The organism is Natronospirillum sp. (assembly GCF_022565775.1).
GTDB lineage: Bacteria > Pseudomonadota > Gammaproteobacteria > Pseudomonadales > Natronospirillaceae > Natronospirillum.
The window spans coordinates 1-22,829 of record NZ_JAIUMC010000012.1 but is presented as its reverse complement, the minus strand read 5'-3'; the positions used below and the strand labels follow the sequence as shown (position 1 = coordinate 22,829).

The 22,829-nt window shown below is 60.2% G+C and carries 20 protein-coding genes and 1 pseudogene; 12 read left to right on the top strand and 9 right to left on the bottom strand.

The window, feature by feature from the left end:
* Positions 1-118: 118 nt before the first annotated feature.
* The 3 genes from ttcA to LAT62_RS04525 form a co-directional block, all read right to left on the bottom strand.
* Complete coding sequence (gene ttcA, locus LAT62_RS04535) at positions 119-1,021, bottom strand: tRNA 2-thiocytidine(32) synthetase TtcA (RefSeq protein ID WP_293379609.1); 903 nt, start codon at positions 1,019-1,021, stop codon at positions 119-121.
* A gap of 77 nt (positions 1,022-1,098) precedes the next feature.
* Positions 1,099-1,641 (bottom strand): adenine phosphoribosyltransferase, encoded by a 543-nt coding sequence (locus tag LAT62_RS04530; protein ID WP_293379607.1) that lies wholly within the window; start codon positions 1,639-1,641, stop codon positions 1,099-1,101.
* Between the two features lie 37 nt (positions 1,642-1,678).
* Positions 1,679-2,266 (bottom strand): gamma-glutamylcyclotransferase family protein, encoded by a 588-nt coding sequence (locus tag LAT62_RS04525; protein ID WP_293379605.1) that lies wholly within the window; start codon positions 2,264-2,266, stop codon positions 1,679-1,681.
* A gap of 113 nt (positions 2,267-2,379) precedes the next feature.
* Here LAT62_RS04525 and LAT62_RS04520 point away from each other — a divergent pair, with 113 nt between their 5' ends.
* The 3 genes from LAT62_RS04520 (at position 2,380) to LAT62_RS04510 (ending at position 6,385) form a co-directional block, all read left to right on the top strand.
* Positions 2,380-2,628 carry a hypothetical protein gene (locus tag LAT62_RS04520; protein ID WP_293379603.1) on the top strand — a complete coding sequence of 83 codons (249 nt, stop codon included), beginning with the start codon at positions 2,380-2,382 and terminating at the stop codon, positions 2,626-2,628.
* 216 nt (positions 2,629-2,844) lie between these two features.
* Complete coding sequence (locus LAT62_RS04515) at positions 2,845-4,548, top strand: Ig-like domain-containing protein (RefSeq protein WP_293379601.1); 1,704 nt, start codon at positions 2,845-2,847, stop codon at positions 4,546-4,548.
* Between the two features lie 22 nt (positions 4,549-4,570).
* Positions 4,571-6,385: an Ig-like domain-containing protein gene (locus LAT62_RS04510; protein ID WP_293379599.1), complete on the top strand. Its 1,815-nt coding sequence runs from the start codon at positions 4,571-4,573 to the stop codon at positions 6,383-6,385.
* Between the two features lie 76 nt (positions 6,386-6,461).
* Here the strand turns inward: LAT62_RS04510 and LAT62_RS04505 are convergent, their stop codons facing one another.
* Positions 6,462-7,268 (bottom strand): UDP-2,3-diacylglucosamine diphosphatase, encoded by an 807-nt coding sequence (locus tag LAT62_RS04505; protein WP_293379597.1) that lies wholly within the window; start codon positions 7,266-7,268, stop codon positions 6,462-6,464.
* A gap of 192 nt (positions 7,269-7,460) precedes the next feature.
* Here LAT62_RS04505 and LAT62_RS04500 point away from each other — a divergent pair, with 192 nt between their 5' ends.
* The 6 genes from LAT62_RS04500 to LAT62_RS04475 are packed head-to-tail and all read left to right on the top strand — an operon-like array spanning position 7,461 to position 12,110.
* A complete protein-coding gene (locus tag LAT62_RS04500) occupies positions 7,461-9,071 on the top strand; it encodes a gamma-glutamyltransferase family protein (protein WP_293379595.1) in 1,611 nt (536 codons plus the stop codon).
* Positions 9,049-10,053 (top strand): VanZ family protein, encoded by a 1,005-nt coding sequence (locus LAT62_RS04495; protein WP_293379593.1) that lies wholly within the window; start codon positions 9,049-9,051, stop codon positions 10,051-10,053. The genes LAT62_RS04500 and LAT62_RS04495 overlap by 23 nt, the downstream gene beginning before the upstream one ends.
* A gap of 57 nt (positions 10,054-10,110) precedes the next feature.
* Positions 10,111-10,581: a Cys-tRNA(Pro) deacylase gene (gene ybaK / locus LAT62_RS04490; RefSeq protein ID WP_293379591.1), complete on the top strand. Its 471-nt coding sequence runs from the start codon at positions 10,111-10,113 to the stop codon at positions 10,579-10,581.
* Positions 10,582-10,615: 34 nt separating this feature from the next.
* The gene (locus LAT62_RS04485; RefSeq protein ID WP_293379589.1) at positions 10,616-10,999 is read left to right on the top strand and encodes a GFA family protein; all 384 of its coding nucleotides are present in this window, start codon (positions 10,616-10,618) and stop codon (positions 10,997-10,999) included.
* A gap of 2 nt (positions 11,000-11,001) precedes the next feature.
* Complete coding sequence (locus tag LAT62_RS04480; protein ID WP_293379587.1) at positions 11,002-11,205, top strand: hypothetical protein; 204 nt, start codon at positions 11,002-11,004, stop codon at positions 11,203-11,205.
* On the top strand, positions 11,202-12,110 hold the full coding sequence (locus LAT62_RS04475) for an AEC family transporter (RefSeq protein ID WP_293379585.1): 909 nt from the start codon (positions 11,202-11,204) through the stop codon (positions 12,108-12,110). Before LAT62_RS04480 ends, LAT62_RS04475 begins: the two co-directional genes overlap by 4 nt.
* Before the next feature lie 13 nt (positions 12,111-12,123).
* Here LAT62_RS04475 and LAT62_RS04470 read toward each other — a convergent pair whose 3' ends face one another.
* The 4 genes from LAT62_RS04470 to LAT62_RS04455 form a co-directional block, all read right to left on the bottom strand.
* Positions 12,124-13,470, bottom strand: coding sequence for a sigma-54 dependent transcriptional regulator (locus LAT62_RS04470; RefSeq protein ID WP_293379583.1), 1,347 nt, complete (start codon positions 13,468-13,470; stop codon positions 12,124-12,126).
* Positions 13,467-15,389, bottom strand: a complete 1,923-nt coding sequence (locus LAT62_RS04465) for an ATP-binding protein (protein ID WP_293379581.1) — start codon at positions 15,387-15,389, stop codon at positions 13,467-13,469. Before LAT62_RS04465 ends, LAT62_RS04470 begins: the two co-directional genes overlap by 4 nt.
* 1 nt (position 15,390) lies before the next feature.
* Positions 15,391-17,574 (bottom strand): TRAP transporter permease, encoded by a 2,184-nt coding sequence (locus LAT62_RS04460; protein ID WP_293379579.1) that lies wholly within the window; start codon positions 17,572-17,574, stop codon positions 15,391-15,393.
* A gap of 80 nt (positions 17,575-17,654) precedes the next feature.
* On the bottom strand, positions 17,655-18,632 hold the full coding sequence (locus LAT62_RS04455; protein ID WP_293379577.1) for a TAXI family TRAP transporter solute-binding subunit: 978 nt from the start codon (positions 18,630-18,632) through the stop codon (positions 17,655-17,657).
* Between the two features lie 288 nt (positions 18,633-18,920).
* On the opposite strand from LAT62_RS04455, the gene LAT62_RS04450 reads away from it, so the two are divergent.
* Positions 18,921-20,087, top strand: a complete 1,167-nt coding sequence (locus tag LAT62_RS04450) for an alpha-hydroxy acid oxidase (protein WP_293379575.1) — start codon at positions 18,921-18,923, stop codon at positions 20,085-20,087.
* A gap of 7 nt (positions 20,088-20,094) precedes the next feature.
* Here the strand turns inward: LAT62_RS04450 and LAT62_RS04445 are convergent, their stop codons facing one another.
* Positions 20,095-20,691: a lytic transglycosylase domain-containing protein gene (locus LAT62_RS04445; protein WP_293379573.1), complete on the bottom strand. Its 597-nt coding sequence runs from the start codon at positions 20,689-20,691 to the stop codon at positions 20,095-20,097.
* Positions 20,692-20,817: 126 nt separating this feature from the next.
* On the opposite strand from LAT62_RS04445, the gene aspS reads away from it, so the two are divergent.
* Together aspS and LAT62_RS04435 are read left to right on the top strand one after the other, a co-directional pair.
* Positions 20,818-22,590, top strand: a complete 1,773-nt coding sequence (gene aspS / locus LAT62_RS04440) for an aspartate--tRNA ligase (RefSeq protein ID WP_293379570.1) — start codon at positions 20,818-20,820, stop codon at positions 22,588-22,590.
* Positions 22,591-22,618: 28 nt separating this feature from the next.
* Positions 22,619-22,829, top strand: a pseudogene (locus LAT62_RS04435) (YebC/PmpR family DNA-binding transcriptional regulator); the annotation flags it as partial.

Here is a 22,829-nt window from a genome sequence, read left to right as displayed (position 1 = left end):
CATTGACCAGGGTCAATAAAACCATGTGAAGTGCTCAGTTCAGCATAGACCAATTTGGAGAACTGTCACCCGAAAAGTGGTACGGGCTTGAAATTTACCCGAGACATTCAATAGCTCTCTATTGGGGCGTCCAGGTGTTGACACGGGTGTTCGCCATCGGGCTCATGTCACTGTCTTCGCCTGCCGGGGTCAGCGGAATGGCAGCGGCCTGCAGGCTTTGGAAGTCGAACAGGTTGCCGTCTGCGAGCTGTGAAGGCGCCACATTCTGCAGGGCCCGGAACATGATTTCCGAGCGACCGGGATGGTCCCGATCCCATTGCTGCAGCATCTGTTTGATGGTCTGGCGCTGCAGGTTCTCCTGCGAACCGCACAGGTTGCACGGAATGATCGGGAACTGGTGGTGATCGGCGAACGCCTGAATATCCGCTTCACGACAATAGGCCAGAGGGCGGATCAGTACATTGGTGCCACTGTCGGCCAGCAGCTTGGGGGGCATGGCCTTCAGCTTGCCACCAAAAAACAGATTGAGGAAAAAGGTTTCCAGAATATCGTCCCGATGATGACCCAGCGCCACCTTGTTGCAGCCGATACGGTCGGCAAAGGCATAGAGTGTACCGCGACGCAGGCGAGAACAAATGCCGCAGGTGGTTTTGCCCTCGGGCACCACCTCCTTGACGATGGAATAGGTATCGCGCTCGAGGATGTGATAGGGCACCCCCTGATGCTGCAGATACTCGGGCAGGATATGTTCCGGGAAACCCGGTTGCTTCTGGTCCAGGTTGACCGCCACCAGCTCGAAGCTGATCGGCGCGCTCTTTTGCAGGCTGCGCAGAATCTCCAGCATGGTGTAGGAGTCCTTGCCGCCCGACAGGCACACCATGATGCGGTCGCCGTCTTCTATCATGCGATAGTCTTCGATGGCGCGCCCGGCTTCCCGCCGCAGGCGTTTCTGCAGTTTGTTGAACTCGGTGCGGGCTTTTTTCTCCGCTGTGGCGGCGGGCGCGTCAGTCAGGGTCGTCATCGAAGGGTCCACTGTGCATGGCGGTTTATGGCGCTGCGTTCTAGCACTTGAGGGGGTTGGCAGTCAAGTTGAGCCCCTTAACGATTTTCGAAAGCCACCAACGAAAACAGGCTGATATTCGAACTGCCAATCAGACCGCGACACCCCTCGTCCGGGATCTCGGCGACGGTGGCGATTTCATGAATCTCTGCTCCCAGTTCCTTCAGCAGCGTGCTGGCGCCAATGACCGAGCCGCCGGTCGCTACCAGATCATCGAAAATGACCACCTTCGAGCCCTTGCTGCAGGCATCGCGCCGCAACTGCATCTGCCGCGTGCCGTAGGACATCTCGACCTGCTGCTGCAGCGGGCTGCCAGCCAGTTTGTCACCCTTGCGGATCAGTATCAGCGGCAGGTTGAGGCTGGCTGCTAGCATGCCGCCGACGATAAACCCACGCGCCTCTATGGCGGCAATATGGGTCAATCCGGCTTCGATATACCGGCCCTTCAGGGTCGAGACGACGCGGTGCAGCGCCGACGCGGACTGGTACAGCCGAGTCAGGTCACGGAAGGTGGTGCCTTCGACGGGCCAGTCCGGGTAGGAATCGATAAACTGATGCAGAAAAATGGCGTCTTCTCGCATGATGCACTTCCTATCTTTTGCCACTTGGGCTGGTCGATTAGCTGTCTGCCAGTATAGATGATGACACCGGGTAGCGGGCCAGCAGGTGGTCGATGTCCGGCAGAACGGTCTGGTGTTCCGGTTTCAGCGGTCTGGGGTAGAGCGGCTGGTTGCGGTCATTCAGCCTGGGTTTCCAACTGTGGGTATGTTGCAGAAAATGTTCCGCAAAGGCCTCGCTGATGGTCAGACAGCCGCGCAGCGCCACATCCAGGTAGCTCTGGGCAATGGGGTGCGGGCTGTGTCTGGCCGGTGGTATATAAACCCAGATGTCTCCGTTCGGCAGTGGTCTCTCCGAAGCCAGCGGCCTGACCTGATCCGCCGACAGTTGCACCCGCTCGTACTCCACTTCCCGCGCATCAAAGTGACTGAAGGCATCATCATCCAGGGCGAAAAGAACGCCGCCCACCTCGGCTTCCGGTGCGGCCGTGCGGATGCCCAACACCGTGAGCTCCGCATAATTGACAGCCACCGACCAATGGCGCTCGAACCCCTTGACGACAACTGGCAGGGCGGCACCTGTCAGGCCGGTTCGGGCGCGGCTGTCGGGGCAGATCAAGCTGCCATAGCCGAAAATCCAGTGGTTCATGGGCTACTCCTGCTGCTGTGACGGTGCCTATTGGATCATGCTTCAGGCTGGAACTTTGCGCTTGGTGAACAGTCTGAATGGACCAGTAGACACTATACGGAGCAATGGTCACCATGTTCAATCGTCTCAAGCTGGCGCTGGCTCTGCTGGGCCTCTCATCCTTCAGCTATGCGGCGGGCCCCATCTATACCGGTCTGTTCAGCAATGTGGCTATTCGCGGGTATGACCCGGAAGCCTTCGATATCGTGGAGGGCAGGCTGTATCTCAACTTCAGTCCGAGTATTCAGACCCGATGGCAGGCTGACCGATCCGACTTTATCCAGCGCGCAGACCGGCAATGGGTCGATCTGAGTCAGGACTAAGGTTCTATCGAACTGTGACAGGGGTCACATAACAGCACTGAATTCGCCATAAAAGGCATCAGAGATGGCTCTTTAGTGTTGACCATCCACTGGACATTCCTTACCTTTCATCCTCTTTGAAATCGATTACATTTTCGCTGGGCAGACCGGCACGCGGCAGCAGGGAGTCGGCTGGCATTCGCTCCGTCGCGGATACTGAACAAGGATGAAATACTGATGCAACAGCAGTGGCGTTGGGTGGTGTCGCTGGGCTTGTGCCTGGCACTGACCGCCTGTTCAGGAAGCAGTGGGTCTGACTCGTCGGACAGCAGTGGGTCGGAAGACAAGGAGACGGATGCTCAGCCTGAGCCCTTTGCCATCACCGAACTGACCCCCGCCCTCGGTGAAGCCGACATTGTACCCAGTATGGTGATGGTCGCACGGTTCAATCAGGCTGTAGACCCGCTCACGCTGGAAGGTGCCTTTCAACTGAAGGACGAGAACGGCAACCCGGTTGAAGGCAGTCTTGAGTGGCTGCCCGACCAGAAGCAGGCACATTTCCATCCCGCTCGGGCGCTGGCGCTTGGCGCTCAGTATGAATTGTCCTGGTCGGACTCGGTACAGGATGAATCCGGAGCGCCCCTGGACAATCCGCAGCAGGCGGACTTCAAGGTCCGTGAGGGCCACTGGCACGACTGGGAAACCCTGGTGGGTCCCTATCAGTTGATCGACATGCCAACCGACTTTTCGTATCTGGTCACCCGTGTCGGTCCCCAGGGCGATGTCCTGATCGGCTGGTTTCAGCGTGATGACGAACAATCGGCGCTGATGGCCTCCCACTATCGGCCTGGTGATGGTTGGCGGTATCCCCAGGCACTCAGTACACCCTGGATCATGCGCGCGGATGCGCTGTCCCTGACCTGGCTGAATGACCAGCAGGCAATAGCGGTCTGGCATGAAGGCCATGGCGGAAGTCATCAGGTCAAGGCGGCGAGTTTCCACTACCAGACCGGCTGGGAAGAGCCGGTTCACCTTGGGCTGGGTTCGCGAGCTCAGGAGCCTCGCGTTATTGTCCGGCCCGATGGGGCCCCGGTTGTTCACTGGCTGTACCAGGATCAGGTCCATGTTACCGCTTTGGAAGACGGAGAGTGGGAGCACCCCATTCAGTTCGGTACCGGTCAGGACAGCTTGATCGATGCCTATGAACTGCTGCTCACCGATGGCGGGACCCGGATTCTGGTCTGGGAAACGACGGTGTCGTCGTTGAAGCAGGTCTATCAGGCGGTACTGATGGATGACAACAGCCTGCAGGACCCTGTCCGTGTAGTGGAAGACACCGAGGATGTGCAATTGGTCGCCGCCTTTACGGAAGGCGATGACTGGCTGGTGGTGTGGTCCGTGGATGAGGGCTCGCCCTTTGGTCGCCGCCCCGATGGGCAATGGTTCAGAGGCCAGGAGCCGCTGGCGGCCCCCTTCTGGATTGGCTCCAACTCAGGCGTCAGCGGCCGGCTTGATCGGGATGCCGTTGCATTTTTCGTATCGCCCGAGGGCTATCGTGATCTTTATCTGAACTCCAATCGCAGTCGCGCCAGAACGGACCAGCAGGGCGAGCTTGTGCGCCGAGACACGATTCACCTGCCCAATGGTGACAACAACTATGCACTGGCGCAGTGGGTTCAGGGCGCCGATGGCCTGCCCATTGGCATATGGCGATACGACCCATGGAACAACGACAACCCGCACTCTGTGCTGGTGGCCCGGCACAGCGACAGCCTCAATCTGCCTCTGCAAGAGGAGCTGCTTGAGTACGAACTTTCGGGCCCCAGCCCCAGGGTCCCCGACCTGTATTACTTTACCGGCACCCAGGGTCATTCGGGCCTGCTGGAATTTGGAATCATCGATGACCTCAAGGCTCGGATCAGAACCCGAGTGTTTGATTGAGACAAGGACAAGGAACCCCGTCATGCAATGGACAACCCATCGAACACTTCTGGCTGGTCTGCTCTGTCTGACGTTGCTGGCTGGCTGCAACAGTGACAGCAGCAGCGGCAGCAGCGGATATGACAGCACTGACAATGCCGCCGAGAACGAACCTGAACCCAATGAAACCGGAACGGATGACCTGGTTCTGGAGTGGACCAGTCCCGAGGCCGGACAGAGTCTGGGTGCTCGGGAGCCGCTTGTTGCCCGATTCAATCAGGCTCTGGATGCGGGTGCGATAACGGAGACGGTTTTCTGGGTTGAAACGGACAGCGGCGACCGGCTCTATGGTGATGTCAGCCTGCAGGACGATGGCCATGAGCTGAAGCTGGTGCTGGATGAAACACTGCAACTGCTGACCGATTATGACGCTGTTGTGCATCGGGATCTGAAATCGGAAGCCGGGTACGGACTGGATGACCATCTTCGCTGGACGTTCCGGACCCGCGATATTGCCTGGTCAGAAGCGGAGCTGCTGGCGCCGGCCTTTGTCCCCGACGACCTGGACCCGTCCGACTTCTATCCAGTGTCGAGCAGAGTGGAACTGAATCGCGATGGTGTCGGCATGATGGCCTGGACAGAATCCCGGTTCCAGGAGACCAGTGACATTCATCTGCGGCATCATGATCCGGTACTTGGCTGGTCGGAGCCCGACGTTGTCAGCGAGCTGGCCGATGAGCGGCATTCTGTTCCCCGATTCAATGTTGATGACGCGGGCAATGCGCTGCTGGTCTGGGATATCAGGCGCGACAATCCGGACCCGGATGCGGATCGGAGCTTTATTTACAATCAACGGTACCGCTACTACTCGGCGGAAGAGGGCTGGAGTGATGCGGGAGACGGCCCGCGTGAAGAGTCGACCACCCGCTTCGGTGCCATGCTGACGGAACCGCTGGGCGATGGCCGCTTTATCGGACACTTCAGGCAGAACGATGAAGACGGCGTGCGACAGTGGTACTACATGATCTTTGATCCGGACACCGGCTGGTCTACCGATACCGTCCCCCTGCCGCATTCGGCGGCTGATCTGGAGTCAATCCGTCTGACAACCAACAACCAGGGTCGTATTCTGTTTACCTGGCACAAGCGACGGGGCGACGAGGACCATGGAGTGTGGCTGCTGGAGTACCAGGAGGATGATGGCTGGTCCGATGCCCGTCGCATGTTGACCTGGGAGTCGGGTGGCGTCGGAACCTTCAACATGCACTCGCTCGTGCTCGAGGACGACGGCAGGGCTGGCCTGGTCTGGGAAGAACGGGATGAGCATCTGGGCAAGTCCGTGCTGTGGTCTGCCTTGCGTGACCCCGACATGGGCTGGGGTCAGCCCGAACAGGTTACGGTGGCAGGGTCCAATGAGCACGACAACTATGCGCTCCTGACCTTTGGGCCGGGGGGAGAAACACTGCTGCTGACCCAGGCGGGAGGCTTCCGTTCGTCCACGCTGCGCGCCAGACGTTACGAGCCCGGGCAAGGCTGGCAGTCACCGGACATCATCGGCCGCAACCAACACGGCAGCAATACAGGCCTGAAAGCACGCTGGGGCGATGATGGGGCCCTGATACTGGTCTCCCGGCAGAACACCGAGCACAGCAGCCTGAGCCAGAGGGACATTATCGTTCGGCGCTATCATCCTGATCATGGCTGGAACAACGGCAGCTTCTTGGGCCACATAGGTGATGGCAGCTATCCTCTGGCGTTCGCATTGCCCACCCAGGGGCCGCGCATCATCATGGTGTGGGCCTATCAGCCATCGGAAGACGGCGAGCCGGACCGGATTCTGAGCAGCCAGGGATACTGACCCGTGGCGGTCAGTTTCCCGCTGCAAAGGTCTGGTATTCTGTGCTGACTCGCCGGCGGACCTGCGAGCCTGATGATCACTCCGCCTTCAGGCCGCTCCACGCCGGTGACGGATGCAGACGCTGTCGCGGCTGCGCCTGTGTGTGGGGGACCTGTATCAATTCCAGACTGCCGTCCGGATGTTCCAGCAGCGCAGAACAGCTCTCGACCCAGTCACCGTCGTTGGCATAGACGAACCCGTCTTCCGTGATGCGCAGCTTGCTCTGATGGATATGGCCACAGACGACGCCCTGCACGCCTTGTTCACGGGCGAAGGCAATGACTTTCTCTTCGAAACTGTCGATATAGGCCCGTACCTTTTTGCTGCGCAGTTTCAGGGCGCCGGGCAATGACCAGTAGGGACGACCCAGCAGGGCGCGAACTCGATTGATGTGACGGTTTTGCGTCACTATGGCTTCATACAACCACTCACCAATATGCCACCAGAAGCGTCCGCAGTAGATGTCTTCATCGAAACGATCGCCGTGCAGCAGCAGGTATCGCTCGCCACTGGCGGCGGTATGAATGGCTTCTTGCCGGACCTCAATCGGACCCAGGCAGGTATTGGCGAAATGACGGAAGAAGGGGTCATGGTTGCCCGGCACATACACCACCCGGGTGCCGGCCTTTGCCTTGGCCAGTATCAGTTGCAGGATGCGTTCATGGTCCTTGTGCCAGCGGCCACGGCGGGTGCTCAGTTTCCACAGGTCGACTATGTCACCCAGCAGGTAGAGGGTGTCCATCTGTGTGGTCTTGAGGAACTCGGCGAGCAGGTCAACCTGGCTGTTCGGGTTGGCCAGATGAATATCCGAGATGAAAACGGCGCGCACGGTACGTTGGATCATGGCGGCAGCTCCAGTGTGGGCATGGTCGAAACAGTACTTCAGCTTTGTGTCGCTATTGCGGACATTTCATGAAGGTTTGATAACAAAAATGTCTTCCCGGGATGATTACCTGGTCGTGAGGGTTTTCCCGGCTGGCAGGGTGGAGCCAGTGTCGTTAAGATCGGGGCTCACTTTCCAGCCCGGAATTTTGCCATGATGACCGACCCGCACTTTCTGCCCTATCCCTCCAGTCGGATGCCGGTGGTGGGCCATCGAGGCATGGTGGCGACCTCACAGCCCCAGGCTGCGAAGGCGGGGATGCAGATTCTGCAGGCTGGCGGCAATGCAATCGACGCTGCCATTGCGACTGCCGCCGCACTGACCGTGACCGAACCCACCTCCAATGGTATCGGTGGCGATGTCTTTGCCATTGCCTGGGTCAACGGGGAATGGCACGGCCTCAACGGCAGCGGGCCGGCGCCGGCCGGCATGACGCCAGAGGCTGTCAGGGCGCAAGGCCATGACACCATACCGGATCATGGCCTGTTACCCGTTACCGTGCCGGGAGGACCTGCTTCCTGGGCGGCCCTGTCGGCTCGTCTGGGCAAGCTGCCTTTTGCGGACTTGCTGCAGCCGGCCATTGATCTGGCGCAGCACGGGTTTGCCGTCTCGCCGGTCACCAGCCGGCTCTGGGCCCGGGCTGTAAGCAAATACGGTCACTATGACCGCCCGGAATTCACGCCCTGGTTCGAACACTTTGCACCGGGGCATGCGGCACCGCTGACGGGAGACGTGTGGCGCTCGGCGGATACGGCGCGGACACTGACACGGATCGCCGAGAGCAAGAGCCGGGATTTCTATCAGGGTGAACTGGCGCAACAGATGGATGACTTCATGCAACGCCATGGTGGCCTGTTACGCGCCAGCGATCTGGCCGCTTTCGAGCCGGAATGGGTCACCCCGATCGGACAGGCCTATCGTGATCATACCGTGCTGGAACTACCGCCCAATGGCTCGGGTCTGATTGCCTTGCAGGCGCTGGGCATACTGGAGCAGCTCTCGGCGGCGACGCCGTCGGACCCGGTAGAGGGCCTGCATCAGCGCATCGAAGCCGTCAAGCTCGCGTTCAGCGATGGGCTGCATTACATTACAGAGCCCACTGCCATGCCGTTGTCGGCGGATGAACTGCTGGCGCCGGCGTATCTGGCAGAGCGTGCCGGCCTGATCGGTCAGGACGCGCTCGAGCCGCATTGGGGCAAGCCCCCGCAGGGGGGCACCGTCTATCTGGCCACGGCGGATGAGCAGGGCAACATGGTGTCCTTCATCCAGAGCAATTACGAAGGCTTCGGTTCGGGTATGGTGGTGCCGGGTACCGGCATCAGTCTGCAAAACCGGGGTGTGTCCTTCTCGCTGGATCCGAAAGCCATCAATACGCTGGTGCCGGGTCGCAGGCCCTATCACACCATCATCCCCGGATTTCTGAGCCGCAATGGCAAGCCTGTGGGGCCTTTCGGGGTGATGGGGGGCGACATGCAACCACAGGGCCATGTGCAGGTGGTCTGTGCCATGCTGGACGATCATTTGAATCCGCAGGCGGCGCTGGATCAGCCGCGCTGGCGCTGGGTCGGTGGACGCACCATTCTGGTTGAGCCTCATTTCCCGGATCATCTGGCCCAGGCATTGGCGCGCCGCGGGCATGAGGTGCACAAGCAGACCGAGAGCCTGAGCTTTGGTCGGGGCCAGATCATTCTCCGGCAGACGGCAACGGGCAGCTATATCGCCGGTACCGAGCCGCGCGCGGATGGAGTGGCGTTGCCATGGTGAGAGCGTTGACGTGATTCTCGAGCATGCACTGGTCCGCCTGACGCGCTGGTTGGCTCGCTGGCGCTGGCTGTGGTTGCTGGCGCTGTTGGTCATGACCCCGTTTTTCTTTGTCGGCAATCTGGAATCCGGAGCCCGCGTAGTGCCCGGGGCTGCTGCCAATCCGGTTTATGAAGCCCTGTGGAACCTGGCACACCCGGTCTATTTTGCGCTGCTCACCCTGGTCTGGCTGCGCCATTGGCGTGCTCCGGCCTGGCGACGCTGGTTGGTGATTACCCTGACGGTGTTGGTGGTGGGCTTTCTGATTGAAACCATACAGCGGCAAATTGGCCGATTTTTCTCTTGGGACGATATCTGGGCCAACCTGGTCGGCGCCTGGTGTGTGCTGGCTTTCTGGCCGGGTAACCTGCCCTTGCGGCGCTGGCTGCAGACGCTGATTCGCCTGCTGGTGCTGTTGCTGCTGTTGCTGCAGGTGTCAGAGGTAGTGCTTGCAGGCGCCGAGGAATGGCAATTGCAGCGCCAGTTGCCGACCCTGAACGATCAGAGCCGGGCAGCGCAACTGGAGTACTGGAGCGGCCCGATCACGCCCGCCCGCGACGTGTCGGGCTCACAGGGCCCGGCGTTGCGGGCGTCTTTGAGTACAGCCCGTTATTCAGGGGTCGGGCTGGCGCGCTTGCCGCGCGACTGGCGCGGCTATGAGGCACTGACTTTTCGCATACTCAATCCGGATGAGGAGCCGCTGAATCTGACCCTGCGCATCAATGACTGGGCGCATGACAGGGGTGCTCATGCCTATGCCAATCGGTTCAATACCCGGCTGGTGGCCGAACCGGGCTGGAACCAATACCGTATAGATCTTGAGCGGGTGCGCAGTGCGCCGACTGAGCGCGAGATGGACATGCACCAGATCGGCCGACTGGGTCTGTTCGCTACCGAGTTGCCGGAACCCAGGGTCATCTATCTGGATGACTTCAGGCTGGAGTAGCGTCCTTGTGCTGGGTAAGGCAAAATTGCGGAGTAGTGGAATGCGGAGAATGGGTGGATGACCCCGGCAATCAGAATGGCTGAACAGGCAGGTGCCTGCTTCAATGTTCATGAATACAACCATGACGCTGATGCTCAGAGCTATGGCCTGGAAGCAGCGGAAAAACTCGGGGTTGAACCGTCCAGGGTATTCAAGACGCTGGTGGTCAGTCTCGAACCCGGTGGGCTGGCTGTGGCCGTTGTGCCGGTCACGCATGATTTGAGCCTCAAGCAACTGGCGCGTGCGGCAAAGGTCAAAAAAGCCGCCATGGCAGACCCGGGAGAGGTACAGCGCAGCACCGGCTATGTGCTCGGCGGCGTCAGCCCGCTGGGGCAGAAGAAAACCTTGCCCACCTTCCTTGATGCAACGGCAGCCGGGTTTGATACCATTTATGTCAGTGCCGGGCGACGCGGGCTGGAGATTGAACTGGCCCCCACCGTGTTGCTGGAACTGACCGGCGCACAACTGGCCCTGTTGCACGCCGACTGAGCTATTGTGACTCACCGTATACTGGAGTCGACCTATGCAGACCGGATCCTGCCTCTGTGGCGCTGTACGTTATGAGGTGCATGGCCCCCTGCGGCCCTCGATCGGGTGTCACTGCCTGATTTGTCGCAAGACAAGCGGCCACTACTGGTCTGCCACTCAGGCCGCTTGCGCCGACATCAGACTGACGGAAAACAAGGGTCTGCGCTGGTTTCGCTCATCCGACACTGCGCGGCGTGCCTTCTGCAACCAGTGTGGCAGCAGTCTTTTCTACCAGGAGGATGGTCAGGACAACTGGTCGATTGGTACCGGTACACTGGACAACCCCACCGGACTGCGCACGTCGCACCATATCTGTCTCGATGAAAAAGGGGACTATTATGAACTGGCAGACGATGCGGAAATAACAAGAGTGCAATAACCATGAAACAAGACACTCAGTATCCCAAAGCCCAGGGGATGGAAAAGCGTCTTTGCTGGCTGCTGCTCTTGCTGACTGGCATTGCCGTGGCCGCTATTCTGATGCGCGATGAACCCATGCAGCCCGGCTACCTGCTGCTGGGACTGGTCATCTTCTTTGCCCTGGGTCGCCTCGCTGGCCTGATTGCACCCGTACACAGGTCATGATTGCTGCAGCGCTGGGGCCGGTTTTTCTTCTGATCCTGCTCGGCGCTGTGCTGAACCGACTCGATTTCCCGGGCCGCGACTACTGGCCCGGTATTGAACGGCTCACCTACTATGTCTTGTTCCCGGCGCTGCTGATCCATCGCCTGGCGCTGACGGAATATTCCTGGTCGATCCTCCCACCCCTCGCTCTGACTCTGGTGCTGGCTCTGGGTGTGGTCAGCCTGCTGGTGCTGATCAACCGGCGCTGGCTGGCCGCTGATGCGGCGGCGCTGACTTCCGTCTATCAGGGCTCTGTGCGGTTCAATACCTATATTGGCCTGGCTGCAGCGGGAGCCCTCTTTGGCGATACCGGGCTGGCCTTTGCCGCCATTGCGCTGGGGCTCAAGATACCTTTGGTCAATATTGGCTGTGTACTGGCCTTCTCGCTGGCCAATGGCCGGGCCGGGCTGGACTGGTCGCGCGTGCTGCGCGAACTGGGTACCAATCCGCTGATTCTGGGATGCCTTTTGGGCCTTACGCTGAACTTTACCGGTATCGGCCTGCCGGGCTGGAGTGCCGATACCTTGTCCTTTCTGGGCGCGACAGCACTGCCGCTGGGGCTCTTGGCTGTAGGTGTGGCGCTCAGCCCGCGCACGCTGGGCACCGATGTGCGCCCGATAATGGCCGCCAGTCTGCTCAAGTTTCTGGCCATGCCCTTGTTGCTCTGGGGGTTTGCCCGGCTGCTTGGCCTGGATCCGGTCATGCAGCAGGTGCTGGTACTGCTGGGTTGCCTGCCCACCGCCACGTCGGCCTACATTCTGGCGCGTCAACTGGGCGGCAATGCGCCCCTGATGGCCAATCTGATCACCGCCCAGTCGCTGTTGGCGTTTCTGGTCATACCGCTCTGGATGTGGTTGCTGCTCTGAACAACCGAACCGGTCAGTCCTTGTAGTAGGATTTGTCGAGTCCGTGCTTCTTCATCTTGTCGTAGAGTGTCTTGCGCGCCAGACCCAGGCGTTCCATTGTGTCCTTGATGCTGCCGTTGCAGGTCCGCAGAGCATCCTGAATCAGGGAGCGCTCGAAAATTTCCACAGTTTCCGCCAGGCTGCTTCCCCCGTGCCCGACGCCGATGTCCCAACTGGCGTCCAGTGCAGCCGGGCCCATCAGCACATAGCGTTCTGCCAGGTTGCGCAGTTCGCGCACATTGCCCGGCCACTCCTGCTGCTTCAGGTAGGCGGCCTGTTCGGGCTGCAGCGGAATGATCTCACGGCCGTGGTGCTCTGCTGCAATCAGGGCAAAGTGCTGAAACAGCAGCGGAATGTCATCCGGTCTTTCACGCAGTGCCGGAATGCGCACTTCCAGTACATTGAGTCGGTAGTAGAGATCGGGCCGGAATTCACCACTCTGGCTGAGCGACTGAAGGTCAGCCTTGGTGGCGGCTATGATACGGACATCAATGGGAATGGCCTGGTTGCTGCCCAGCCGCTCGACGGTCCGCTCCTCGAGCACCCGCAGCAGCTTGACCTGCAAGGAGGGCGGCATGCTCTCGACCTCGTCGAGAAAGAGGGTGCCCCGGTGCGCATGCTCGAACTTGCCGATGCGCCGTCGCTCGGCACCGGTAAAGGCCCCGGATTCATGGCCGAACAACTCGCTTTCGATCAGGTTGTCCGGCACTGCGCCGCAATTGATGGCGACATAGTGCGCAGCACTGCGCTGGCTGCGCTCATGAATGTAGCGCGCCAATGCGTCCTTTCCGGCTCCGGTTTCACCATGCAGCAGAATGTCGGCGGAGGTGTCCGCCAGCGAGTCCACCATCGCCAGCAGGCGCTGCATGGGTGGAGACTGACCCAACAGTCTGGGCCCGGGGCGGCCCACTTGGCTGAGCTGACCCTTCAGATAGCGGTTTTCCAGAGCCAGTTGCCGCTTCTCCCGCGCCTTGCGCAGCAACTCTATCAATTCATCATGATTGAAGGGCTTTTCGATAAAATCATAAGCGCCCTTCTGCATGGCGGTGACGGCTGTGCTGATATCGCCCTGGCCGGTCAGGATGATGACCGGAATGCTGTCGTCAATCGCCAGGATGCGTTCCATAACAGCCAGGCCATCCAGTGCCGGCATGTGATAATCACACAGCACAACCCCGCAGAAGTCCGGACCCAGGGCGCGCAGCGCGGCCAGACCCTCGGCATAGCACTGGGTGGTCAGGCCTTCAAGCGCCAGGGTCTGTTGCATGACCCGACGAATATCGGCCTCATCATCAATAAACAGCACATCCGGTTGCGTCATAAGGTGGCATCACTTTCTGTCACTGCGGGCTGGGCAGAGCGGGCCTTCAGCATCAGGGTGAACTCTGCGCCCTGACCGTCAGTCCTGTTGCGGCCCCCCAGTCGACCGCCCAGAGCATCAACAATCTGGCGCGATATCGACAGGCCAAGGCCCAGCCCCTGCTTGATGGATTTGGTGGTGTAAAAGGGTTCAAACAACTGCTCGGAGTCGGCTGGCAGACCCGGGCCGTTGTCCGTGACCCGGCAATACCAATAGTCGTCCTGCTGTTCAACGTCAATGCTGACCTGTCCGTCGGGCAGGGGTTCTACGGCCTGCAGCGCGTTGTTCAGCAGATTGATCAGCACCTGCTCGATGCGGATCATGTCACCATGAACCCAGATGGGTGTCCCGGGCGCGGTCCAGTGTATCTGACCCGCAGGTTTCAACTGCTGCGCATGCAGCATCTTCAAGGCAGCGGCGATGGGCTGACGCAGATCAACCGAGCTTGGCTTGCCTTCCGACTTGCGGGAAAACACCTTGAACTGGCGAGTGAGGTCGGCCATACGCTGACAGAGCTGTCCGATTTCATGCAGGTTGGCATCTACCGTGGCGGTTTCCCCGCGGGCCAGAAAACGGCGGCTGTTGGTGGCATAGGCCTGAATCGCCGTCAGGGGCTGGTTCATTTCGTGATTCAGGCCGGCTGACATCTGTCCCAGTACCGCCAGCTTGGCTGCCTGAATCAGTTCCTGCTGAGCTTCTTTCAAATCTTCCTGGGCCCGCTCACGTTCGCGAATCACGCCCAGCAGGCGGCGGTTGGACGCCTCCAGGTCCGAGGTTCGCTCTGCCACCCGTTTTTCCAGTTGCTCGCCCCGTTCTGCGAGTTCAGCCTCTCGCCGATAGCGCTCGCGCAGATACAGGGACGCCAGCAGCAGACCCAAAAATATCACTATACCACCGGTCAGAAACAGCAACTGGGTGCCCAGCACCGGTCGGGTGCTCACCATGACCCGCAGGTCCCAGTCCAGCCGGGGCAGCGGGGTGGTCACGCTGAGAAAGCGGCGCTCCTGGCCGTTATGGTCCAGCAGGATCCGCTCGGATTGGTCCGACAGCCCCCAGGGGCGACCCAGGTGTGATACGGGCATGCGCCGAATCGCCTGGTTTGCATAGCGCCTGCTGGCATAGATGGCATCCAATCGCTCAGCCGTAATGGGTTCGAAGGCCCGATAGAGCCAGTCAGACTGGCTGGACAGAAAGACGATACCGTCGCCGTCCTGAACCACCATTTCGGCCTCATAGTAGGGGGAAGGGCGCTGCCACTGCTGCTCGATGCCTTCCACCAGAATCTTGACCACAATCACACCGATACGTTCTGTCGGGTCAGCGGGGTTCTTTACCGGGTGCGAAAAATAAAGGCCACGTTCCAGTGAGGTAGTGCCCAGCGCAAAATAGAGCCCGGACGCGCCAGTCGTCATGGGCTCGATGAAGTAGGGGCGAAAGCCGAAGTTGCCACCAACGAAACTGGAGGGCAGGTCATAGTTGTTGGCGGCGATGGTCAGGCCAGTGCGATCCATCAGGTAGACGTCCGAGCCGTCGATGATGGTGGCCATGCGTTTCATCTCTTCATTGGCGCGCAGCAGCGTGGCGTCGTCATCGGGGTTCTCGAACGCCTCGGCCATCAGCGGATGCTCTGCCATCAGTTCGAGGATTGGCCTGTAGCGGTCCAGCTCGTTGCCGAGCAGTTGGTTATACCGAAATGATTCCTCAAGACTTTGGCGCTCGAGTTGATGGTAGCCAAACCAGGTGCCGAGCAGCCAGGCCAGGCTGACAATCAACAGGAAACCGCCTGCAACCCAGATTCGCAGACCCGGGATGCGCAGGCGGGATGCAGCAGCACGCGCCGGCCTTTGGGCCGGTGCAGTGCCCTCTGCAGAGGCGGTCATGTCAATCCAATCCGCGTGCGACGCGGTCAGTCGTCAGTATCATTTTCTTGATCCCCAGCACCAGTGCGGCAGCGCCAAGTCCGATGATATCAGAGATCCAACCGCCCTGAATCATGAACAGAGCTGCAACCAGCAGGATGAGTCTGAGTATCACGCCAATACTGCCGAAGAACCACGCCTGCACCGCCGAGGCGAGCAGGAAAATGCCCAGTGCTGCGGTCAGCACCACATGGATGATTTCCAGCGGGGTACCCTGCATCAGCAACGCTGAATTATAGAAGAACATGAAGGGCACCACGAACGCCGCCAGACCAATCTTGAAGCTTTCGACACTGGTCTTCATCGGATCCGACTGAGCAATACCCGCCCCGGCGAATGCTGCCAGCGCCACGGGTGGCGTGATGGCCGACATGACCGCAAAGTAGAAGATGAAGAAGTGCGCGGTCAGCGGATCTATCCCCATGCGGATCAGGCCGGGTGCAATTACCGACGCGGCCACGGCATAGGCCGCAGTGGTCGGCATACCCATGCCCAGAATGATGGCTACGCACATGGCGAAGAACAGAGCCAGCAGTTGGTTCTGCGCAGCAATGGCGAGCAGCATGGAAGAAAACCGCGTGCCCACCCCTGTCAACGCAATGACACCCACAATGATGCCGGCGGCGGCACAGACGGCCACCAGTTGCAGTGACATGCGGGCCGCCAGTTCGAAGGCGTAGAAGATGGCCCTGGGACCCATGCGGAACGGTGTCAGCCAGCTCACCATGGCGGCAGCGGCCATGGCCAGCGTGCCCGCACGGATGACCGAGTAGCCCATGAACAGGGCGACAATCAGAATCACAATGGGTGCAAACAGGTAGACCTGCTTGGCCAGTACCCGGAACTTCGGCAACTCGCTGCGCGGCAGCCCTTTCATGTTGTTGCGCAGAGCTTCCTTGTCGACCATGAAGTAGACCGACAGGAAATACAGCAGGGCCGGAATGATGGCAGCGACGACTATCTCGGTATACCGGATGCCGGTGATTTCGGCCATGATGAAGGCCCCGGCGCCCATGATCGGAGGCAGTATCTGCCCGCCGGACGAGGCCGCCGCCTCGACGGCGGCGGAGGTCTGGGGTTTGTAGCCGACCCGTTTCATCAACGGTATGGTCAGTGACCCGGTAGACACCACATTGCCCGCGCTGGTGCCATTGATCATACCCATCAGCCCGGAACCGAATACGGCCACCTTGGCTGGCCCGCCCCGGGTGTGCCCGGCGGCGGCAAAGGCGAAGTTCACAAAGTACTCGCCGACACGACTGGCCTGCAAAAAGGCCGCGAAGGTGATGAACAGGATGATATAGGTCGACGATATGGCCGTGGTTGGCCCGAGAATGCCGTTATCCGTGTAGATGTAGGAAAAGAAACGCTGCATCGAGTAGCCGCGATGCTGCAGGATGCCGGGCAGCCAGGGGCCGATAAAGGCATAGGCCACAAAAACCGCCGCGATAATCACCAGTGCCAGGCCCGCCAGACGGCGGGTCAGCTCAAGGATCAGCAAGACCCCCACCATTGAGGCGTACATGTCGGAAGGCAGTGCCATGCCGGTGCCGGCACGCAAACGCAACATGGGGGCGTAGTAGATGAAGTACATGGCGACAGCAAGGGCTGACAGCGCCAGCAGGACATCTGCCGGGTCGAGGCGGCCGCGGCGCTTGGCCGGAAACAGCCAGGCGGTCAGCACGGTCACTGTCGTGCCGGCCAGCAAGGGTATACCGAAGGTCAGCACAAACGCTGGGGGTTGAGGTGCACCCATGCCACTCTGGCCACCGGTGCTGATCCACAGTGTGAACATGCAAAGCAGACCATACAATATGCCGGCAGAGCCCAGCGCCAGCGCGATCCAGGCCGGCAGCTTGCGTTCGTTGTAGGCCGGAGCGTCATCTGTCAGCAGATGCGCGGAGTAAAGCAGGAACCCCAGCGCCAGGCCACCGCCGACGTGGCTGATGCGATAGATCCAGGGCTCCAGGGGATAGAAATTCATCGACCAGACATGGAACAGAGTGTAGGCCGCACAAAGAATGCTGAGGGCTACGCCCAGTGCGCCACTGATCACACGCTGGTTGCTGGCGATATTCTCGGCGTCGACCCCGGCCGCAATATTTTTTGTTCCGGTTTCGGGGGACGGGTCATTGGCCACAGACATGGCAGGCTCTCCGATCGGTAAAACGAGGAAAGGGACAAGTGGTCGGGGCTGGCGCCCCGACCACTACAGGGTAGCCAGGATCAACCGCGCAGGTCGTCCGGAATCTCGATGCCCTGTTCTTCGAAATAACGCACAGCGCCCGGATGGAAGGGCAGGAAGCCGTTCTTGTCGACGTGCTCTTTCAGCGTTTCACGCGCGGCAGAGTGGATCTGCATCATGCGGTCATTGTTTTCCATGACCAGTTTGGTGATCTCATAAGCCAGACTTTCCGGCATGTCCTCATGGGCGACTGCAAAGTTCCACATGGCGACAGAGTCAATGTCTTCGTCCTGACCGGAGTAGGTGCCGGCTTCCATGACGAAGTGCGCCACTTCCGGATGGTTGTCCAGAATGGTGCTCAGTTCATCTTCCGTGAAGCCGAAAATGTTCACGTTGCCTTCAGCGGCCAACTGGCTGAAGGCAGCCGTCGGAATGCCGGCAGCAAATGCGAAGGCATCAATCAGGCCATCCCCCAACTGGCCGGCTGCATCGGACGCCCCGGCATTGGAGACGCTGGCGTTCACTCCCAAAGTATTCAGAAACTGGGGCCAGTAGGTGCCCGGTGTACCACCGGCAGGGCCTACATTGACCCGGCGACCGTCGAGGTCACTGACCGTTTCGAGCCCGGAGCGGGACAGCGTTACCACCTGGAAAGGCGTCTGATACATGGGGAACAGAGCGCGGATCTCGGTGTGTTCCAGGCCCGGGGCCAGCTCGCTCTCGCCCTGCAGGGCGGTGAAAGCCGGTCCCATGGTGATCAGGCCGAGATCGTGGTCTCCCAACTGTACCAGGGTGACGTTCTGTACCGGGCCGCCGGTCACTTCGCCACTGGCGCCGATACCCAGCTCTTCACCGATAAAATTGGCCAGGCCGTTGCCGTACACGAAGTAGGCGCCACCCTGACTGGCAGTACCTACCGTGATTTCACTGGGCCAGTCCGAGCGATCCGCCAGAGCCGCGCCGGCCAGCAGAGTAGAAGCAGTTGCAGCAAAGGCAACCTTGCGCAGTATGGAATGCATAGCAATCTCCGTCATTGTAGTTGTTGTGTTGGGTCATCAATCAGAGCACTTCCGTGCGTACCCATCGGGTATGTCGCAATTGGCATGCCACTCTTGCGGGCCGGCTGAAAGCCCCGCATATCGGGGGGTTGGGTGAGTCCGGCGAGTCTGCGTGGGTGAACATTCACCCAATCTGCTCGCGCAGGGTGGGTGGAAACCCACCCACTTGCCGACGCTGGTATCGAGGACTCGATCTGGGGTACATTCAAGCCCTCCAAACAACCATGATCAGCCAGTTCAAGGATCGTCATGCCACAACCCTGTGATGTCAGTGACTACAAGCGACTCGCGCAGAAGCGCGTGCCACGCATGTTTTTCGATTACGCCGACTCGGGCTCCTGGACCGAGTCGACCTATCGCCGCAATGAATCCGATTTTCAGCAGATCCAGTTGCGGCAGCGGGTGGCGGTGGACATGACCAATCGGTCGACGGAGACCACCATGATCGGCCAGCAGGTGGCCATGCCGGTGGCTCTGGCGCCTACCGGGCTCACCGGCATGCAACACCCGGATGGCGAAATACTCGCCGCCCAGGCGGCAGAGCAGTTCGGCGTGCCGTTCACGCTGTCCACGATGAGCATCTGTTCCATCGAGGATGTGGCCGCCCACACCCAGAAACCCTTCTGGTTTCAGTTGTATGTGATGCGCGACCGGGACTTTATCGGGCGCCTGATCGACCGCGCCAAGGCGGCCGGCTGCAGTGCCTTGATGGTCACACTGGACCTGCAGATTCTGGGTCAGCGGCACAAGGATCTGCGCAATGGCCTGAGTGCGCCGCCGAAAATGACGCTGAACAGCCTGCTGCAACTGGCGACCAGGCCGCGCTGGTGCCTGAAGATGCTGGGCACAAAGCGGCGTGGTTTCGGCAATATCATCGGCCATGTTTCCGGTGTGTCCGATCTGTCGTCACTGGGCGCCTGGACGGCCGAGCAGTTCGATCCGCATCTGTCCTGGAGCGACCTGGACTGGATTCGCGAGCGCTGGGGCGGCAAGCTGATCATCAAGGGTATTCTGGACCCCGAGGACGCCAAGCTGGCTGCCAAAAGTGGCGCCGATGCCCTTATTGTTTCGAATCACGGCGGTCGACAACTGGACGGAGCACCGTCCAGCATCGCGATGCTGCCGGCCATACTCGACGCCGTGGGCGATGACATCGAGGTTCACGTCGATGGCGGCATCCGTTCGGGGCAGGATGTGCTTAAGGCGGTGTGTCTCGGTGCCAAGGGCACCTATATCGGCCGCCCGTTTCTCTATGGTCTGGGGGCCGCCGGCAAGGCAGGCGTGTCGGATGTGCTGAACATCATGCACAAGGAGCTGGATACCACCATGGCACTCTGCGGTGAGCGACTGCTTACCAACCTGGGGCGGCACAATCTGCTCGATCCGACTGTCTTCGACCGGCCGGACAAGCCATAAGGCTCGGCTAACGGTTCAGCATGTAGCGGGCCTGATAGGCGTTGAACACCCGCTCCGGGTACCAGGTCTGGCCGTAGCTGCCATTGTAGCGGCCCAGGCCCCCGACTTCGTCTCCGTTCTCCATGTCGAGATAGTAGGCCAGAATGGTGGTGCCGTAGCGCAGATTGGTTTCGAGATCGAACAGGTTGTCGTCGGGCCGGCCGATCTCGTTTTTCCAGAAAGGCATGACCTGCATGATGCCTCGGGCCCCGGCGTGGGATAGGGCAAAGCGGTCAAACAGGCTTTCCACATGAATGACGGCCAGCACCAGTTGCGGGTCAAGGTCTGCGCGCCGGGCTTCCCGGTGCATCAGGCGCAGAAATTCCATGCGTTCACGCTCATCCGGCATGAAGCGCTCGATGCGGGCTGACATGTCGACCATCCAGACCTGGGCATCAAAGCGGTCCTCGAAGCCGGACTCTTCCGCCATGGCGTCCGACAGGGCGTCGAGCAACCCTTCTTCAGGCCTTTCCTGAGTGGTTGCCGATTGTGCCAGCAGGGGCGCAGCCAGCACGCACAGCGCTGCGAGCAGCAGTAACCGGGGCAAAAGGGTTCGGGTTCGCATACGGATTCCAGTGTCCGGGTTGGCGCGCCGCAAGGAAATTATGCCGCGGCGCCTTAAGTTACAGCAAAAAGTCGGTATAATCGCTCACCTCAAAATTTACCTGATCGCGGCCTTGGACAGAATACTATGCGAACTCATTACTGTGGTGAACTGCGCAGTTCACATATCGATGAAACCGTCACGCTTTGCGGCTGGGTACATCGCCGCCGGGATCACGGTGGGGTCATTTTTCTCGATATGCGCGACCGCGAAGGTCTGGTGCAGGTGGTGTTCGACCCGGATGATGCCGCCAACTTTGAAACCGCCGACCGGGTGCGCAGCGAATTTGTACTGAAAATCACCGGTCGTGTGCGGGCCCGGCCCGAGGGCACAGTCAATCAGGACCTGCCCACCGGCTCGATCGAGGTGCTCGGCACCGGCATCGAGGTGCTGAATGCGGCGGCGACGCCTCCGTTCCCGCTCGATCAGTACTCGGATGTGGGTGAAGACGTACGCCTGAAATACCGTTACATCGATCTGCGTCGCCCGGAAATGCAGGAAAAGCTGATTTTGCGCAGCCGCATTTCGCAGGCGCTGCGCCGGTATCTGGACGATCAGGGCTATCTGGAAATCGAAACGCCGATTCTGAACCGGGCCACGCCGGAAGGCGCGCGGGACTATCTGGTGCCCAGCCGTACGCACGAAGGGCGCTTTTTCGCGCTGCCGCAGTCACCCCAGTTGTTCAAGCAGTTGCTGATGGTGTCCGGTTTCGACAAGTACTTCCAGATTGCCAAGTGCTTCCGGGATGAAGACCTGCGCGCCGACCGGCAGCCGGAATTCACGCAGATCGATATCGAGGCCTCGTTTGTCGAGGAAAAGGACATCATTGCCGTCACCGAGGGCATGATTCGCCAGACCTTCAAGGCCGTGCTGGATGTCGATCTGGGTGAGCTGCCGCACATGACCTTTGCCGAGGCCATGGAGCGCTATGGTGTCGACAAGCCGGATCTGCGTATCCCGCTCGAGCTGGTCACGGTCGACGACCTGATGACCGAGGTCGAATTCAAGGTGTTTGCCGGTCCGGCGAAAGACGAGAAAGGCCGGGTCGCCGCACTGAAAGTACCCGGCGGCAACAGCCTGACGCGCAAGCAGATAGACGACTACACCAAGTATGTCGGCATCTTCGGTGCCAAGGGTCTGGCCTACATCAAGGTCAACGACAAGTCGGATCTGGAAAACGGTCTGCAATCGCCCATCGTCAAGTTCCTGCCGGAAAGCGTACGCGCCCAGTTGCTGGATCGCCTGCAGGCCGAAGACGGCGACCTGATCTTCTTCGGCGCCGACAAGGCACGCATCGTCAATGACGCGCTGGGCAACCTGCGCTGCCGAATGGGCGAAGACCTGAACCTCTATACGCGCGAGTGGGCGCCGCTGTGGGTGGTCGATTTCCCGATGTTCGAGGAAGATGATGACGGCAGACTGGCGGCTTTGCACCACCCGTTCACGGCGCCGTCCTGCTCCCCGGAAGAACTCAAGGCCAACCCGGCTGGCGCGCTGAGCCGAGCCTACGACATGATCCTGAACGGGGTCGAACTGGGTGGCGGGTCGATTCGTATCCACGATCCGGTGATGCAGGAAGCCGTGTTCGACGTGCTGCAGATCAGTCATGAAGAGCAGCGCGAGAAATTCGGCTTTCTGCTCGATGCCCTCAAGTACGGTTGCCCGCCGCACGGTGGTCTGGCCTTCGGTTACGATCGTCTGATCATGCTGATGACCGGTGCCGACAGCATTCGCGAAGTCATTGCCTTCCCGAAAACCCAGTCGGCCTCGTGTCTGATGACCCAGGCACCGGGCGAGGTGACCAACGAGCAACTGCGTGATCTGAATATCCGTATTCGCAAACCGGTCAGCGAGAGCTGATCACCTAATCTCAGGGGAGACGCACCTTATGGCAGGTCATTCCAAGTGGGCCAACATCAAGCACCGCAAGGCGGCGCAGGATGCCAAACGGGGCAAGGTATTTACCAAGATCATCCGCGAGATCGTGGTGGCGGCGCGCAATGGCGGCCCGAATCCGGAAGACAATCCGGCGCTGCGCTCGGTCATGGACAAGGCGCTGACCGCCAACATGAAGAAGGACACCATCGAGAAAGCCATCG